Below are 16,331 nucleotides of genomic sequence, written 5' to 3'. Positions count from 1 at the left end.
CTCTTGACAAAACGCTATGCCTCGAGAAGGACACCACGTGCACAGAATGTCACGGGAAGGTTTCGGAGCGTGTACTTCGTTAGTGGATCACCACTGTCCGAACAGCGGAGGGAGCGCTCAGCAAAACAGCGGAGGAGCAGCCGGACGGCGCTAGGAGGGCAGCGCCAGATAGGCGGGCCGCAGGACGTCCACGATCGGCCGCCCGCCCTCGGCCAGCGGCGGCGGATCGAGTTGGTCGAGCAGCGTGTCCGGCCTGGTCACGCCCCCGGGCCGCGCGCCCGTCGGCACCGCCGCCGGCAACGACGAGCCCCAGAAATCGGCCACCTCGCCCAGGCTCTCCCCGAGATCAGCCTCCGGAGAGTCGGAGAAGGGAGGCCCAGCGGGGTCGGAGAAGGGAGGTTCAGCAGGGTGGGAAGAAGAGGGGCCCCCGGGCGCGGAAGAACCCGCCGAGGACGTGGAGGTGGCACCTCCAAAGGCCGCCCCGGCGGGAGCGGAGAACCCGGCCCCGGCGGAAGTGGAGGAGGCGGCGTCGGGGGAAACGGAGGAGGAAGCCGGGCCGGAAGAAGCGGCGCGCGAAGCGGAAGCGCCCCGCGAGGCAGAGCCCGGATTGTCCCGCGTCACGGCTATGGCACCGCGCAACTCCCGCAGGTGGGTCAGCAGCTCGTCCCGCCCCCGCCCCCGCCAGGCGAAGGCACCGAACGGATCCTCCTGGAAGCTGCGCGCCAGCGCATAACAGGTCGCCGCCAGATGCACGCACGGCATCGGCCACCGCTCGCATGTGCAGTCCATCGCCACCTCGTCGAGCGACAACGGCACCAGGCTCAACCCGGCCGACGAGAACACCTCGCCGATCCCGCCCGGCATCCGCCCGTCGAGCAGCTGGGCCACGAACCTGGCCTCCCCGGCCAGCGCCGACGACACCGCCGCCCACTCGGACGCCCCGAACGCCCGCACCGCGATCCGCGACCGGAACGCCCGCGGATCGTCGGGCCCGCGCACCTGCGCCACCACCAGGCTGGACGAGATGGTCAGGCTGCGAACGTGCCCGGCCCGCTCGTCGCGCCGCCCCCGCGCGAACGTCGGCCCCATCCGCAACGACTCGAAGGTTCCCAGGAAGGCCACCGGCAGCTCAGTCAACGATGGCCTCCGGCGCGAGGGTGAGCAGCTCCCGCAGCTCCGTGGTGGACAGTGCGGTCAGCCAGCCCTCGCCGTTGCCGACCACGCGTTCGGCCAGCACGCCCTTGTCGGCGAGCAGCCGGTCGATGCGTTCCTCGAGCGTGCCCAGGCAGACCAGCGTGTGCACGGTGACGTCGCGGCGCTGGCCGATCCGGAACGCGCGGTCGGTCGCCTGGGCCTCGGTCGCCGGGTTCCACCAGCGGTCGACGTGCACCACGTGGTTGGCCGCGGTCAGGTTGAGCCCGGTGCCGCCGGCCTTCAGCGACAGCACGAAGATCTCGGGCCCGGAGGAAGCCTGGAACGCGGCGACCATCTCGTCGCGGGCGCCCCGCGCGACGCCACCGTGCAGGTAGCGCACCGTCACCCCGAACCGGGCCGCCAGGTGGGGTGTCAGCATGGCGCCGAACTTGGCGAACTGGGTGAAGCACAGAACGCTCTCACCCTGCGCGAGGGCGCCGTCGACGATCTCTTCGAGGCGTTCCAGCTTGCCCGAGCGGCCGGGCAGCGGTGACCCGTCGCCGAGCAGCAGCGCCGGGTGGACGCAGGCCTGCTTCAGCTTGGTCATCCCGGCCAGCACGATGCCCTTGTTCCACCGCTCGGTGGTCTCGTCGAGCTTGGTGGTCATCTCGTCGAGGATCGCGCGGTAGAGCGTCGACTGTTCCCCGGTGAGCCCGCACAGGTGGCGGACGTGCTGCTTGTCGGGCAGGTCGTTGATGACGATCGGATCGTTCTTGACGCGGCGCAGCAGGTAGGGCCGGGTCGCCTGGCGCAGCCGCGCGGCCGCCTCCTCGTCGGCGTAGCGCTCGATGGGCACGGCGAAGCGGGCGCGGAACGTGTGGGCCGAGGCGAGCACACCCGGATTGAGGTAGTCGAGGATCGACCACAGTTCGGCCAGGCGGTTCTCCACCGGCGTGCCGGTCAGCGCGATCCGCATGCGCGACGGGAAGCGGCGGATCGCGCGCGCGGCCGCCCCGGCGCTGTTCTTCACATGCTGGGCCTCATCAAGCACGACCCGGTCCCACTGCACCGCGGAAAGCAGGTCGGCGTCGCGGACCGCGGTCGAGTACGTCGTGAGCACAACGTCGGCGGAAGCGGCGGAGGAAGAGGAAGCGGGCCCGGAGAAGGAAGCGGGCCCGGAGAAGGAAGCGGGCCCGGAGAAGGAAGCGGGCCCGGAGAAGGAAGCGGGCCCGGAAGGAGAAGCGGCAGACCCGGAAGAGGAAGCAGCAGGCCTGGAAGAAGAATCAGCGGACCCAGAGAAGGAAGCAGCGAACCCGGAAGAAAGAGCACCGACATGGCGGTCAGCGCCGTGCAGCACGTGCACGGTCAGGGATGGCGCGAAACGGGCGAACTCCCGCTGCCAGTTGCCGATCACCGACAGCGGACAGATGAGCAGAACCGGCCCCGGCCGCCGGTGCAACAGCAGGGCGATCAACTGAATGGTCTTGCCCAGCCCCATGTCGTCGGCCAGGCATGCCCCGAGCCCGAGCCGATCGAGGAAGGCCAGCCAGGAGAAACCCCTTCGCTGGTACGCCCGGAGCTCCCCCTCGAACGCAGCGGGCGTGTCGAGCAGCTCCAACTCCCCCTCGAGCTCGCCCGAGAGCAACCGCGCCGCCCACCCTTCGCCGCTGACGGCGGTCACCGGCAGCGGCAGATCCTCGGGCGGCAGCAGTTTGATCGTGCGCAGCGCGTTGCCCGCGGTCATCGTGCCGCCGCCACGCGCGAGGAAGCGCAGCCCGGCGTCGAGGCGGTCGGCATCGAGGTAGACCCAGCGGCCCCTCAGCCGCACGAGCGGAACCTTGGCCTTGGCGAGGTCGGCCAGTTCCTCCGAGGTGAGCACGCGCCCGCCCAGGGCCAGCCCCCAGTCGTAGTCGACGAGGTGGGCGAGATCGGCCGCCTGGTCGCGCAGCACGGCCGGGATCGGGTCGCGGGGGCGCAGGTTGAGGCCGAACCCGAGGCCGGGCTTGTCGCGCCACCAGGCCGGCAGCAGAACACCGTGGCCCGCCTCTTCGAGCGTGGCCGCGTGGGTGAGGAAGCGGTGGGCCTCCTCGGTGTCGAGCACCATGTCGACCGGGCGGGGCACCCGCAGCGCCGCCTCGAGGTCGGGGTAGAGCCGGGCGGCCCGGCCGAGCGCGCCCAGCAGGCGTTCCTGCGGGTGGCTGGTCCAGCGGCGCAGCGGGGCGTAGCTGTCGCGCCAGACGTCGGCCGCGGTGACCATCGCGCTGGGTTCGTCGACCGCCTGGAGCAGGAACTCGAGCAGCCACGCGTCGCGGGCCGGGACGACAGCCGGGTCGGGGTTCACGGCGTCGGGTTCGTCGGGTTCGAGCTCGGCCAGGTGGCTGAGCCGGAAGCAGAGCCGCACCGCGGCCCCGGTGACCGCGCTGGTGTGCCAGGCGTCGAGGCGGTCGGCCAGCTCGTCGACGAGGGCGGGGGCGGCGGAGAACCCGGGTTCGCCGGTGAGCGCGGCCAGCCAGCCCTCGCCTAGCTGCACGCCGGCCTCGGCCAGCCGGGTGCGGACCAGACCGTCGACGAGGCGTTCGAGGGCGGCGGCCAGGGCGTCTTCGGCGGGCAGCCCGGCCACGTCACCGGGGCGGGCGCGTTCGGCCCGGGCGGCCGCGGGCATCCGCCGCAGCAGGTCGTCGCGGTGGACGGTGTCGAAGCCGGTGAGCACGGGCCGCCAGCGGGCGGTCGGGCCGTGGGGGTGGACGGCGGGCAGCACCCGCCCGCGGCGGACCAGGTCGGCCGCGAACTCGCAGAGCTCGATCATCCACTCGACCGAGCGGCCGAGCCGCCCGTCGAACTCGGCCGCCACGTCGGCGTCGAGGAACGGGACGGTCACCGCCGGCACCGGCCAGGCCCGCAGTTTCGGGGTGCCGCGGCGGGGCGGCACGCCGAGGAACGGCGACGGCAGCGGCCCGGCGCTGGTCGAGGGCAGCACGAGGGTGGCCGATCGCTCCTCCCCCGCCGGCAGCAGCGAGGCCGGCAACGCGAAGGACGGCCCCTCGCCCCAGAGGTTGAGCGAGCCGTCACGCCCGACGAACCCGTGCAACACCCGCGTCTCGGCCGCGACCAGGTCGGTCATCGCAGCTCCCAGACGATCGCGGGCGGCCGCACCCGGGCACAGACCGGGTCACCGGCCGCGTCGGTGAGCCCGAGCGACCCGGTCAGCACGCCCGCGCCGTCGTGGGCGCCACGCAGAACGGCGGTCGGCACGTCACCGAACATGAGCTTGGCCCGCCGGAACATGTGGAACTCGTCGCCGCTGACGTTGCCCCAGCTCAGATAGAGGAACCGGGCCCCCGGCCGCCCGTGCACCCAGGGCCCGCCCACGTCGAGCAGCTCGTCGATCTCGCGCGAGGTGATCTCGAACTCCCACTCGGCCGACGCCGCCCACGCCGGGAAGCGCGAGACCACGTCACGCTGCCGCTGCACCCCGACGTGCACGTTGGCCAGGCGCAGAGCATCGGCCTGGCCCCCACCGCGGTGGGCGGGCAGGTCATTACCGAGCAGCCGGATCAGCACGAGAACGACCCTAGCCCGGGGGTCCGACAGAACGACGAGCCGACAAAGCGAGCCGACAAAGCGAGCCGACAAAGCGAGCCCGCAAAGCGAGCCCGCAAAGCGAGCCCGCAAAGCGAGCCCGCAAAGCGAGCAAATCCGACAAGTCAGAAAAATTCAGTGGTCACGGACCCAAGCGTCGAGCAGCCCACCGAAGTGCGCCTGGAACTTCTCATGCTCATGCACCGGATACGTAGCCCGAACGGTCTCGCGCAACAGCGACCGGAACTCCTCGGAGTTCACCCAGTCGTAGACGATCTCGTCGACGTTGCCCAGATAGCGGTCGCAGAAGTCGGCGTACCGGTCGGCCTCGAAGTAGTCATCGGCCAGCTTGCGGTAGCCGGCGAGCTTTTCCCCGTACGAAAGCGAAGGGTCGTCCCCGATCGCAAAATAGGCCGACGTGTCGGTGTCGAGGCGCGGCTTACGCCCGGTCACCACGCAGAACACCGACCACCGGACCAGGGCGGCCATGGCCCACGGGAAGTAGTAGTGCAGCGAGGTGACCGCCACGTCGGGGCAGGCGTTGGCGTAGTCGATCGGGTGCACGTCGGTGCCGCGCACCAGCGACTCGCACGAGTTGAACTCCCACCGGAAGAACGCGTTGACCAGCCGCGAGATCGTGACCACCTCGTCGCCCTGCTCGGCGTTGAGGAAGCCGTGGTCGACCTCGTAGCGGGCGTGCATGGGCTGCTCGGGGCGGAACTTCATGACCATCGTCTCGGGGCCGATGGTCAGCGACCGGGCGAACACGTCGTAGTCCTCGACCGAGGCCTGCAGATGCATCAGCCGCTCCCCCGAGGCGTCGTACGCGGCGTGCAGCTCCTGCGGATTACGGATCTTGGAGACGCCGACCCAGGCGCCGCCGTCGTAGGGCTTCATGAACATCGGATAGCCGACCTGCGCCGCCGTCTCGTCCAGGTCGAACGCCTGGTTGTAGCGGGCCGCCGTGTACGCGTACCGGCTGTTGTCCAGAGGGTTCTTGTACGGCACCAGCACCGTCTCGGGCACCTTGAGCCCGAGCCGCATCATCGCGCAGTAGGCCGCGTGCTTCTCCATCGACTGGAACGTGAACGGGCTGTTCAGCAGGTACACGTCATCCATCAGCGCGATTTTCTTGAGCCACTCGCGAGGGTGGTAGTACCAGTAGGCCAGCCGGTCGATGACCAGCTCGTGGCGGGGCTTGTAGCGCAGGTTGAACGGCTCGATGGTGACCCGCTCGGACGAGACCCGGTGACTCTTGCCGTCCGGTCCGTTCACCACCCCGAGGCGGCGCAGCAGGGCCTCGTAGGCCCGGGGCCAGTCGTCTTCCGTTCCGAGTAGAAGTCCGATGGTGTGCTCGACGTCCGCCACGGTTGCCTCCCCTGGATCAAGGCCAGACTCGTCTCAACAGCGATGTGAGGTGCGGATCGAGGGCGTCGCGCCAGGCCGGCCAGTCGTGACCGCCTTCGATCTGCGCGAAGGTGACCGGGTAACCCTGCCCGCGCAGCGCCTCGGCCATGCTCCGGTTGTTCGCGAGGTTCTCCTCGAGCCTGCCGCAAGTGATCGTCGTCGGCACGGCGGGACCGCGTCCGGCCCGCAGCACCCGCCCGGTGAAGCGCACGATCGGCAGGTAGCGCGCGAAGCCGGTCTCCTGTTTGTCGAAGCGGGGCTGGAAGAAACTGCCGGACTGCAGGAACAGACCGGCGAACAGGTCGGGGTAGCGGCGCTGGCAGTGCAGCAGGGCCAAAGCGCCGAGACTCGCGCCGGCCGTCACCACGGGCGCTCCACCGGAGAACCGATCGGCCAGCTCGGGCAGGATTTCCAGACCCAGGGCGCGCCCGTACGCCGGGAGGGCCGCATACCACTCGAAGCGGTCCCCGGCCGGGAGCAGCACGACGTGGCAGGGTTCGATGCGGCCGGCGGTGATCGAGGCGGCGACGTAACGGCCCAGGTCGGCGTGTTTGTCGTAGTCGGGCCCGTCGTGGGCGACCAGCACCCGCCCGGTGGCTTCGGCCGGCGACCAGACGCGCACGGCCAGGTCGGCCCGCAGCGCCTTCACGGAAAGTTCGAGGCTCGACCAGGATCCGGTCGCGGCCGGAAGGGTCCACCAGTCGGGGTCACGCCGCAGAGTGGCGGCCCTGCGCTCCATGAACGCACATTAGCCGCCGCGGAGTGCGGCCGCTCGTCATCGGCGGAGCTGTTTCAGGGGGTGTAGGACTGGCTCGGCGACGACGACGGGGGCAGCCCGAACATCTCGGCCAGGCCGGTCACCCGAAGCTGGCGGTGCACGAACTCGCTGGGGTTGCGCAGCACGAATTTCGTGCCCACCTCGCGGGCCACGTTGTAACCCGTGACCAGGGTGCCGATGCCCTGGGAATCCATGAACGTGACGAACGTGAGGTCGACGATCAGGGTCACCGGGCGCTCGCGCTGGATCGTGCCGAGCAGCGTCTCGCGCAGGGCGCCGACCGTGGCCGCGTCGAGGCTGCCTCGCACATCGACGACGATCGCGCCGTCCGCCTGACGCCGCGTCGTCATCACCGCCTCGCCCACCGCCGAACCTCCGTCACCCCTGTGGCTCCGTGGCCACCGTACCTCTGGTTTCGCTACTCCCGCAGGCTGCCGCGCGTTTCCGGTGCCACAGCGGACACCCGGTGCGCGACTGCCCCCGGGCACATGTCGGACCTGCCCGATCTTGCTGTGCGGTTGCGGAGTGACGGGACGTATGCCCAAAGTCACATAGGCGGGAGCCGATGACGGGAGGGCAGACATGGCCACGACCTCGGGACGGCCGGGCATCTTCGCGGTGCGCGACGTCAGATCCCTCATCACCGAGACGGCGGAGGAGGGGCACGGCCTCAAGAAAGCAGTCGGTGCCACGCATCTGACCGCGATGGGCGTCGGCGCGATCATCGGCACCGGCATCTTCGTCGTGATCGGTGAGGGGGCGGGCATAGCCGGGCCCGCGGTGATCCTGTCCTTCGTGCTGGCCGCGGTCGCCTGTGCGTTCTCGGCGCTGTCGTATGCGGAGCTGGCGTCGTCGATCCCGGTGGCCGGCAGCGCCTACACCTACACGTACGCGACCCTGGGCGAACTGGTCGCCTGGATCATCGGATGGGACCTGATCCTGGAGTACGGGGTCTCGGTGGCGGCGATCGCCGTCGGCTGGGGCGGCAACCTGAACGCGTTCCTCGACGCCGCGTTCGGGGTGGCCCTGCCCGACGCGATTGCGAAATCCCCCGAGGACGGCGGCATCTTCAACCTGCCGGCCGTGTTCGTGGTCCTGGCCATCACGTTCCTGCTGATCCGGGGCGTGACCGAGAGCGCCCGGGTCAACCTGGTGATGGTCGCGGTCAAGCTGGTCGTCCTGCTGTTCTTCATCGTGGTGGCGTTCGCGAACTTCGGCACCGGCAACTTCCAGCCGTTCGCCCCCGACGGAGTGGACGGGGTGACCGCGGCGGCGGCGGTGATCTTCTTCGCCTACATCGGCTTCGACGCGGTCTCGACCGGCAGCGAGGAGGCCAAGCAGCCGGCCCGTGACCTGCCCCTGGCCATCATCGGCTCGTTGGTCATCTGCACGATCTTCTATGTGCTGACCGCGGTCGGGGCGATCGGCATCGCCTCGCCGGACCAGCTCGAGGGCAGCGACGCGCCGCTGGCGGCCGCGCTCGACCAGGGCGCCGGCATCAGCTGGGCGGCCGCGATCCTCGCGCTCGGCGCGGTCGTCGCCATCACCAGCGTGGTGCTGGTCATCATGTACGGCCAGACCCGCATCTTCTTCGCGATGTGCCGCGACGGCCTGCTCCCCCAGCGTCTGGCCCAGGTCAACCAGCGGTACGGCACCCCGGCCCGGCTGACCATGATTCTCGGCGTGCTGATCGCGATCCTGGCCGCGCTGGTGCCGCTGAGCGAGATCGTCAAGCTGGTCAACATCGGCACGCTGTTCGCGTTCGTGCTGGTCAACATCGGCGTGATCGTGCTGCGCCGCACCCGCCCCGACATGCCCCGGCCCTACCGGGTGCCGTGGTCGCCGGTGCTGCCGATCCTCGGCATCGCGTTCGCGGTCTACCTGATGAGCGACCTGCCCTGGGACACCTGGGTCCGGTTCGTCGTGTGGCTGGTGATCGGCGTGGTCATCTACTGGCTGTACGGCTACAAGAACTCCCGCCTGCGCCGCGAGCAGTCCGCCACCCCGGGCTGGGCCCGCGAGTCCGATCCCCGTACGCCGGAGGACGGTGATCCGTCATGACCGGCCCGGTGATAGCGGGAGTCGACGGCGGCCCCACTGCCGAGGACGCCCTGGCCCTGGGCCGCTGGTTCGCCGAGGCCCTGGAAGCGCCGCTGCTGGTCGCCGTCGTGCACCCGGCGCCGGCCGCCCTCGGCTCGGGCCGGGTGGACGCCGAATGGGTCGCCGACCGGCACCGCGCCGCCCAGCGGGTGCTCGACGACGCCCGCAAGACCCTGGAGGACGCGCCCGGCGAGGTCACCTACCGCATGGTGTCGTCGTCGTCGGCCGCGCACGGGCTGCACGACCTGGCCGAGCAGACCCAGGCGGCGATGCTGGTGATCGGGTCGGGCCGGCACGCCACCAAGGAGCGCCTGATGGCCGGCAGCACCGCCGAGCGCCTGCTCGCCGGCAGCGTCTGCCCGGTCGCCATCGCCCCGGCGTCGATGCCCGCCCCGCCGGCCGAGCGGCGCCGCATCGGGGTGGCGTACGTGGACACGCCGGACGGCCGGGCCGCGCTGCGGGTCGCGGCCGAGACCGCCCGCCGCACCGGGGACACGCTCAAGCTCTACACCGTGGTCGCCGAGGGGGACGCGTCGCTGCCGTTCCTGATCGGCGAGGACGTCGAACGGGCGTTCCTCGACACGGCCCGCGAGACGTACGAGGCGTCGCTGCGCAAGGCGGCCGAGGCGGTGCCCGGCGTCACGGCCGAATGGCAGGTGGTCGCGGGCGACGTGGTCGACACGCTGGCTGACCTGACCGACGTGGACGTGCTCTACTGCGGTTCCCGCGGCTACGGCCCGGCCCGGCGGGTGCTGCTCGGCGGGGTGTCGACCCGGCTCATCCGGCGCGCGTGCCGGCCCCTGGTCGTGGTTCCCCGCAGCGGATGACGCCTACTCGGCGCGGTGGCGCCCGCCTCCGGCCCCGGCCTCGACCGCGGCGGAGGTGGGCGCCTCCGCGGCCTGCTTGTCCCACGGCGACACCGAGGGGCGGGCCGGCCCGGCGTCGAACTCCTGGATGGGCACGTAGACGCGGGCGTCGACCGCCTCGGCCAGCAGCAGCGCGGCCACCAGGGCGGTCGGGCGCTCGGCCGGGTCCCGGCTCAGGCAGCGCGAGACGAGGTCTTCCACCTCGGGTGGCAGCTCGCCGATCTCGGGCAGCGGGTCGGGGTCGCGGTAGCGCTGGGCGTAGACGAGCTCGGTCGGCGATTCGGCCCGCCACGGCAGGCGCCCGCTGATGCATTGGTGCAGCAGGGTGCCGAGGGCGAACATGTCGCTGGCCGGGGTGGCCGGCACCCCCTCGAACAGCTCGGGCGCCACATAGGCCGGGGTGCCCATCACCGGCACCTCGGGATCGGGGTCGGGGGCGGCCGACGAGGCCGCGATGCCGAAGTCGAGCACCTTGGCGCCGGACGGGGTGAGCATGACGTTGGCCGGCTTGATGTCGCGGTGCACGATCTGCTCGGCGTGGGCGGCGGCCAGGGCGGCCGCGACCTCGGCGCAGATGCGCACCCCGATCCGCCAGTCGATCGGGCCGGCAGCCAGGTGGGCGCCGAGCGTCTGGCCTTCGACGAGTTCCATCACGATGTACGGCACGTCGCGCGCGGCCGGCTCCGGGCGTGAGGTGCCGAAGTCGTGCACGCCGGCCACGTTCGGGTGAGCCAGCCGGGCCGCCGAACGGGCCTCGGTCCGTACGAGGTCGACACTCGCCGCGTCGCCCAGCGTGCCCTCCAGCGAAGGCCCCATGATCTTGACCGCGACCGGGCGGTCGAGCACCCGGTCGTGGCCGCGCCACACCTCGGACATCCCGCCCACGCCGATGCGTCGCACGAGCTGGTAACGCCCGCCCAACGTCCGCATTGTCCGCCCTCCCGGGTTAGATCGTCTGCTGGCGGTACCCGTCGATCCCGGGACAGAAACGCTGTACCCGGTCACTGTATGGCGATACAGTCCCTGGCGTGACGCGCTACGGACCGATGTTCGGACCCGATTACACGTTCCTCGGGGTGCCCGCCTGCGACTGGGAGGAACCGGCGACGTACGCGGACGCCGACGTGGTCATCCTCGGCGCGCCCTTCGACGGCGGCACGTCGCACCGGCCCGGCGCCCGCTTCGGCCCGCAGGTCATCCGGGGCACCGACTATCTGCCGCACGACGGCTCCCGGCCGCACATGGCGATGCGGGTCGACGCCCTCGGCGGCGACCTGACCGTCAAGGACGCGGGCGACCTCGAGGTGTTCAGCGGCGAGATCCAGCGCAGCTGCGACACGATCGAGGACGCCGTCGCGTTCGTCACCGCACACGGCGCGATCCCGCTGATCCTGGGCGGCGACCACACCGTCACCTGGCCCGATGTGGCCGGCGTGGCCCGTCACCACGGGGCCGGGCGCGTCTCGGTCATCCATTTCGACGCGCACGCGGACACCGGGGACATCGAATTCGGTTCCCTGTACGGCCATGGGCAGCCCATGCGGCGTCTGATCGAGTCGGGCGCCGTACGGGGGGACCGCTTTCTGCAGTTGGGCCTGCGCGGCTACTGGCCCGGTCCGGAGACCCTCGACTGGATGGCCGACCAGGGCATGAACTCGTTCCACATGAGCGAGATCGTCGACCGCGGCCTCGACACCGTGCTCGACCGGGCGTTCGAGATCGCGCTCGACGACTGCGACGGCGTCTTCCTCTCGGTCGACATCGACGTCTGCGACCCCGGCCACGCCCCGGGCACGGGCACGCCGGAGCCGGGTGGCTTCACCGCGCGCCAACTTCTCGACAGCGTCTCGCGGATCTGCCACGAATTACCCGTAGTAGGCATGGACATCGTCGAGGTGGCACCCCCGTTCGACCATGCGGACATCACCGCGATGCTCGGCAACCGGGTCGTCCTGGAGGCCCTGTCGGGCATCGCCCGGCGCCGCAAAGACGCAGGTGGGCCCCGCTGGAACCGGGCCACGCCGCTGCTCGAGGGCCGCGGCTCGCAGGGCGGGGCGACCGCCCTCGGTGAGTGATCCGCAGCCCTCGGTGCCGGCCCGGCGGTCGTGACAGACAGTCGCGGTTGCGCACTTGTTCCACCCTGATCAGCCACGCAGCATGCCTTGCATGTCCCCCGACACGGCACTCTCTCCGTACCAGCAGATCGCGGCCGAGCTGAGACACCAGATCTTCACCGGCAGCCTGACCGTCGGCGCCAAGCTGCCGTCCGAGCACACGCTCGCCGGCTCGCACCGCGTCGCCCGTACGACCGTCCAGTCCGCTCTCCGGGTGCTGCGCACCGAGGGGCTGATCAGTTCGCGCAAGGGCGCCGGCAACTTCGTCACGAGCCTGGCCGTCATCGACGCGCAGCGCTGCCCGGCCCGCATCGAGCTCGACCGTCAGCAGGTCGGCTGGCTCAGCCGGCTGCCCCGCCCGGCCCACGGGCTCGACCGGGTGCTGCACTGCGAGCTGGAACATCCGCACGAGGGCGCGCACGCCGGGCTGGGCCAGCACGCGGCCGGCACCGGCTGGTGGGTGCAGTGGACACTGTGCGCCTCCGAGATCAACGCCATCCCGAACTGCCCGGCCGTGCGCACCCCGGGCCCCGAGGACGACAACCACTGCCTGCTGTTCCGCGACCACCCCGGCCGGCACCTGTACGGCAGTGACTACTCCTGAACGCGCCCGGTCAGGCGGGCCAGCGCGTCGATCAGCAACCCGGCGGCCGCGTCGCGGTCCACGGCGGGATCGCCGAGCACCACCGGCAGCGCCAGGCCGTCGATGAGCGCGAGCGCCTGCCGGGCCACGTCGAGGGGCGCGGCCCGGGTGGTGAAGGCCCTCCCGCGTACGCCGGCCTCGATCTCGGCCGCCAGCAGCTCCCGCCATCGGGTGTAGTCGCCCAGCACCTCGGCCCGCAGCCCGGCGTCGCGCAGGGCCCACCGCCACGACTCGACCCACACCCGCCACGAGATGTCGCTGCCCACCGCGCCGGTCAGGTAGGAGGCGATCACCACCAGCCGCCGCCACGGGTCGGTCTCACCCTCGAGGCGCGCGGTCACCTGGTCGAAGTCCATGCGGGCGGACAGCCGGAACACCGCGATCAGCATGTCTTCGCGGCTTCCGAAGTAGTACTGCAGGGTGGACACCCCGACCCCGGTCACCGCGGTCACATCGGAGAAACGGGTCGCGTCGGCCCCTCGCTCGGCCACGACGGCACACGCGGCGGCCAGCACGTCCTCACGCCGGCGCGCCGCCCGCTGCCCCTCCCGCACCGCGCATGTCTATCACGCGGCGACGATCATCAGGCGATCTCAGGCAGTCACCGCGCCACACTCTCCGTGATCGACCACCACGGACGGTGATCAGGCACCACGCGCGTTCCGGGCACGGGCCGACGGTCATTTTCTTGACGACGCAACAGAGTGGGGAGAATTAACCGTGCATTAAGTGCATTGTCGACCGCACTAGATTTCGGTCGCATGCGGAGCTGACCGATTGTTGCGGGGAGATTACGCACGGAATACGCGACCGAAAATGCGCGCACCCTGCCGATCCGGGCCATCGATGTGGCTCCGGTCGCCGGACCTCCCCCGTTCGGTCGCGAGCGAGCATACAGCCCGGGTCCAACCCGTGGGGGTCCACCCGGAACGCTGCCCGTCGTGACAGGCTGCCAGGGATGGACAGCCTGATCACGCGGGCGTGCGAGCTCATCGCCATCCCGTCCACCTCGGACCGGCCCGATCAGCTGGCCCGCGCCCTCGAGTTCGTGCTGGCCCAGGTCAAGAGCGGTTTCGCCGTACGGCGGTTCGAGTCGAACGGCAAGCCCAGCGCCCTCGTCCACCCGCCCGGGGTGAGCCGGTTCCGGGTCGTGCTCAACGCCCACCTCGACGTCGTCCCGGCCGCGCCCGCGCAGTTCGAGCCGCGCGTCGAGGGAGACTGCCTCTATGGCCGGGGCGCCCACGACATGAAGGTCGCCGCCCTGGTCATGACCGAGGTGTTCGACGAGCTCGCGGGCGACCTCCCGATCGCCCTCCAGCTGGTCACCGACGAGGAGGTCGGCGGGCTGGACGGCACCGCCCACCAGATCGCCCAGGGCGTCCGCGGGGACTTCGTGGTCATCGGCGAGCAGAGCCGGCTGCGGATCGTGACCGAGTCGCGCGGGCTGGCCCACGTGCGGCTCACCGCGCACGGCACGGCGGCCCACGCCGCTTACCCCTGGCTCGGGTCGAACGCGCTGGTCACGATCGTCGAGGCGGTCGGGCGGCTGCTCGCGCGCTACCCGTCACCGGCGGCCGAGGTGTGGCGCACGACGGTGAACGTGGCCCGCATCGACACACCGAACCGGGCCGTCAACCAGGTGCCGGACGAAGCGACCGCGTGGATCGACGTCCGCTTCCCGGCCGAAGACACCGACTTCACCGGGCGGACGGCCGAGCAGGTCGCGGCGCATCTGAGCACGGTCACCGGCGTCGCGGCCGAGGTGGAGGCGCTGGGCCACCCGCATCACGCCGACCCGGACAGCCACGAGGTCTCTCTGTTGCGGGCAGCGGCACGGTCGGTGGGTTACGAGGGAACGCTGCTGGCCAAGCACGGCGCCGCCGACGGCCGGCACTGGACGGCGGCCGGTGTCGACGCGGTCATCTTCGGGCCGGGCGGCGACGGGCAGCACGGGGCGAGCGAGTACGCCGATCTGACGACGCTCACCCCGTACGGGAACGCTCTGCGCTCTTTTCTGAAGTCTGTCTAGTCCTCGTTGGCCATGAGCAGCCAGCGGACGCGCTGGACCAGGTCGGCCGGGTTGAACGGCTTGACCAGGTAGTCGTCGGCGCCGACGGTCAGGCCGAGGTCGATGTCGACCTGGCGGGAGTGCCCGCTCATCATCAGCACCGGGATCTGCGCGGTGTCGGCCGACGAGTGCAGCTCGTAACAGACGCTGAGACCGTCGAGGCCGGGCATCGAGACGTCGAGGATCACCATGTCGGGCTGCTCGGTGACGACCTGACGCAGCGCGGAGGCACCGTCGTCGGCCGTGATCACCCGGTAGCCGGCCGCGACCAGCTTGCTGGTGACCAGCTCACGCACGTCCTCGTCGTCGTCGGCGACCAGAATGGTCGGCTCGGCGAGGTCGGTCACCCAGTCCGCGACCGGCGCGGGGTAGGCGAGCTCCGGAGCGACGAACGTCGGAACGATGGAAACCGGTGCCATGTGATCTCTCCCCTTGATCCGCGGCGGTGTTCTCTGTCGAGTGCCACCATCGGCGGGGCCCGCGGGGGTCGGAGAAGATCACGAGGTGCGGGGAGGGAGCGGACCGGTTGCCGCTCCGCGCCCCCTCCCGCAAAGAAAATGGCGGAGCCGCTCCTTGTGGGAGGGACCCCGCCACCGACGGTGCGGCCGTTTACCGCGCGCACCTGGCGTCGGTTCCCAAGCTAGAGGATCGACGTCGATCTCCGGGCACCCGGCCCGGGTAATCGTGATCGCGCTAACATCCCCGACTACCTGCGGTAACGCGTCAGATCAATTCCGTGCGCAGGTCGTGCGCGCCGTCGGCCCGGGTCGCCTCGTAGTAGACGCGGCGGCGGCCGTCGGGCCGGTCGACCAGGCTCAGATAGCGCAGGCCGTAGGGCGCGTGCGGGCTGCCCAGGGGCTCGCCGGGTTCGGCCGTGAGCTCGCCGAAGCTGCCGTCGGCCAGGCGCTTGCCGCGGGCGACACCGGTGCGCTCCTCCCAGTTCTCCCTCGCGGTGGCGCGCCCGTCGTAGGTCACGGTGATCTCGTCGCCGTCCACCGAGACCGACGAGACCCGTACGCCCCGGGCGTCCCACTCCCCCGGCCGCCCGGCCAGCGCCGTGCCCCGCCACGTCCAGTGCACGCCGTCCGGGCTGGTCGCGTACTCGGTGGTCATCCGGTCGGCGTCGTCCCAGCTCTCCAGCGGGTGCACGGAGGCCCAGAGGTGCCATCCGTACGCGTCGTGGTGGATCACCGGGTCTTTGACACCCACCGTCTCGTCACCGGCCAGCACCACCTGCGGCGTGGCCGTGGCCAGGCCCTCAGGGGTGTCCGCCTCGAGCAGTTCGACCCGCCAGTGTTTGGTGCCGGGGGTTGCCGCGCTCACGTAGAGCCGCCAACGGCCCTCCGGCGTACGGACCAGGGCCGGCCGTTCGAGTGATTCCGCGTCGAACTGGTCCTTGGTGACCTCGGCCACCGTCTCGAACGTCACACCGTCGGCCGAGCGCGCGACCACGTTCGCGATGCCGCGCCCCTCGCCGATCGGGAGCCGGAGCCGGTAGGCCAGATAGACGTGACCGTCCGCGACGATCGAGCTGGGGGCGCCCGACCAGGCGCCGGGCTCGTCACCGGGCGGCTCGACCACGACGGTCGATTCTTCCCAGCGTGGCAGCGGCATGGTCACGGTTCCGGTGGACAAATCGGGC

15 protein-coding genes are annotated in these 16,331 nt (G+C 71.2%); 5 read left to right on the top strand and 10 right to left on the bottom strand.

From position 1 onward, the window contains the following. Positions 1-150: 150 nt before the first annotated feature. The 6 genes from JIG36_RS44915 to JIG36_RS44885 form a co-directional block, all read right to left on the bottom strand. Entirely contained in the window at positions 151-1,137 is a 987-nt protein-coding gene (locus tag JIG36_RS44915) for an SWIM zinc finger family protein (protein ID WP_236049561.1), read from the bottom strand. Continuing rightward, positions 1,130-4,255 carry a DEAD/DEAH box helicase gene (locus JIG36_RS52875; RefSeq protein ID WP_236049559.1) on the bottom strand — a complete coding sequence of 1,042 codons (3,126 nt, stop codon included), beginning with the start codon at positions 4,253-4,255 and terminating at the stop codon, positions 1,130-1,132. The genes JIG36_RS44915 and JIG36_RS52875 overlap by 8 nt, the downstream gene beginning before the upstream one ends. Then, positions 4,252-4,695, bottom strand: coding sequence for a DUF5990 family protein (locus JIG36_RS44900; protein WP_307873165.1), 444 nt, complete (start codon positions 4,693-4,695; stop codon positions 4,252-4,254). The genes JIG36_RS52875 and JIG36_RS44900 overlap by 4 nt, the downstream gene beginning before the upstream one ends. Positions 4,696-4,848: 153 nt before the next feature. Next, complete coding sequence (locus JIG36_RS52870) at positions 4,849-6,081, bottom strand: ATP-grasp domain-containing protein (RefSeq protein WP_203383019.1); 1,233 nt, start codon at positions 6,079-6,081, stop codon at positions 4,849-4,851. Between the two features lie 16 nt (positions 6,082-6,097). Beyond that, positions 6,098-6,859 carry an alpha/beta hydrolase gene (locus JIG36_RS44890; RefSeq protein ID WP_203383018.1) on the bottom strand — a complete coding sequence of 254 codons (762 nt, stop codon included), beginning with the start codon at positions 6,857-6,859 and terminating at the stop codon, positions 6,098-6,100. Positions 6,860-6,912: 53 nt separating this feature from the next. After that, entirely contained in the window at positions 6,913-7,248 is a 336-nt protein-coding gene (locus JIG36_RS44885) for an STAS domain-containing protein (protein WP_236049558.1), read from the bottom strand. Between the two features lie 232 nt (positions 7,249-7,480). On the opposite strand from JIG36_RS44885, the gene JIG36_RS44880 reads away from it, so the two are divergent. Both JIG36_RS44880 and JIG36_RS44875 read left to right on the top strand, forming a co-directional pair. Continuing rightward, the gene (locus tag JIG36_RS44880; RefSeq protein ID WP_203383016.1) at positions 7,481-8,959 is read left to right on the top strand and encodes an amino acid permease; all 1,479 of its coding nucleotides are present in this window, start codon (positions 7,481-7,483) and stop codon (positions 8,957-8,959) included. Continuing rightward, positions 8,956-9,825 carry a universal stress protein gene (locus JIG36_RS44875; RefSeq protein WP_203383015.1) on the top strand — a complete coding sequence of 290 codons (870 nt, stop codon included), beginning with the start codon at positions 8,956-8,958 and terminating at the stop codon, positions 9,823-9,825. The genes JIG36_RS44880 and JIG36_RS44875 overlap by 4 nt, the downstream gene beginning before the upstream one ends. Positions 9,826-9,828: 3 nt before the next feature. Here the strand turns inward: JIG36_RS44875 and JIG36_RS44870 are convergent, their stop codons facing one another. Continuing rightward, a complete protein-coding gene (locus JIG36_RS44870) occupies positions 9,829-10,794 on the bottom strand; it encodes a serine/threonine-protein kinase (protein ID WP_203383014.1) in 966 nt (321 codons plus the stop codon). A 98-nt stretch (positions 10,795-10,892) separates the two neighbouring features. Here JIG36_RS44870 and speB point away from each other — a divergent pair, with 98 nt between their 5' ends. Further along, a complete protein-coding gene (speB, locus tag JIG36_RS44865) occupies positions 10,893-11,939 on the top strand; it encodes an agmatinase (RefSeq protein ID WP_203383013.1) in 1,047 nt (348 codons plus the stop codon). 91 nt (positions 11,940-12,030) lie between these two features. Further along, entirely contained in the window at positions 12,031-12,582 is a 552-nt protein-coding gene (locus tag JIG36_RS44860; protein ID WP_203383012.1) for a winged helix-turn-helix domain-containing protein, read from the top strand. Here JIG36_RS44860 and JIG36_RS44855 read toward each other — a convergent pair. Next, complete coding sequence (locus JIG36_RS44855) at positions 12,573-13,175, bottom strand: TetR/AcrR family transcriptional regulator (protein ID WP_203383011.1); 603 nt, start codon at positions 13,173-13,175, stop codon at positions 12,573-12,575. The genes JIG36_RS44860 and JIG36_RS44855 overlap by 10 nt on opposite strands. 404 nt (positions 13,176-13,579) lie before the next feature. On the opposite strand from JIG36_RS44855, the gene JIG36_RS44850 reads away from it, so the two are divergent. Further along, positions 13,580-14,650, top strand: a complete 1,071-nt coding sequence (locus JIG36_RS44850) for a M20 family metallopeptidase (protein WP_203383010.1) — start codon at positions 13,580-13,582, stop codon at positions 14,648-14,650. Here the strand turns inward: JIG36_RS44850 and JIG36_RS44845 are convergent. Then, positions 14,647-15,108, bottom strand: a complete 462-nt coding sequence (locus tag JIG36_RS44845) for a response regulator transcription factor (RefSeq protein WP_203383009.1) — start codon at positions 15,106-15,108, stop codon at positions 14,647-14,649. The genes JIG36_RS44850 and JIG36_RS44845 overlap by 4 nt on opposite strands. A 304-nt stretch (positions 15,109-15,412) precedes the next feature. Then, entirely contained in the window at positions 15,413-16,324 is a 912-nt protein-coding gene (locus JIG36_RS44840; RefSeq protein WP_203383008.1) for a glycoside hydrolase family protein, read from the bottom strand. Between the last annotated feature and the right edge of the window lie 7 nt (positions 16,325-16,331).

This window comes from Paractinoplanes ovalisporus (genome assembly GCF_016834655.1).
In the GTDB taxonomy this organism is placed as follows: domain Bacteria; phylum Actinomycetota; class Actinomycetes; order Mycobacteriales; family Micromonosporaceae; genus Actinoplanes; species Actinoplanes ovalisporus.
The sequence above is the reverse complement of the archived record's forward strand: the minus strand, read 5'-3'. Positions and strand labels throughout refer to the sequence as shown.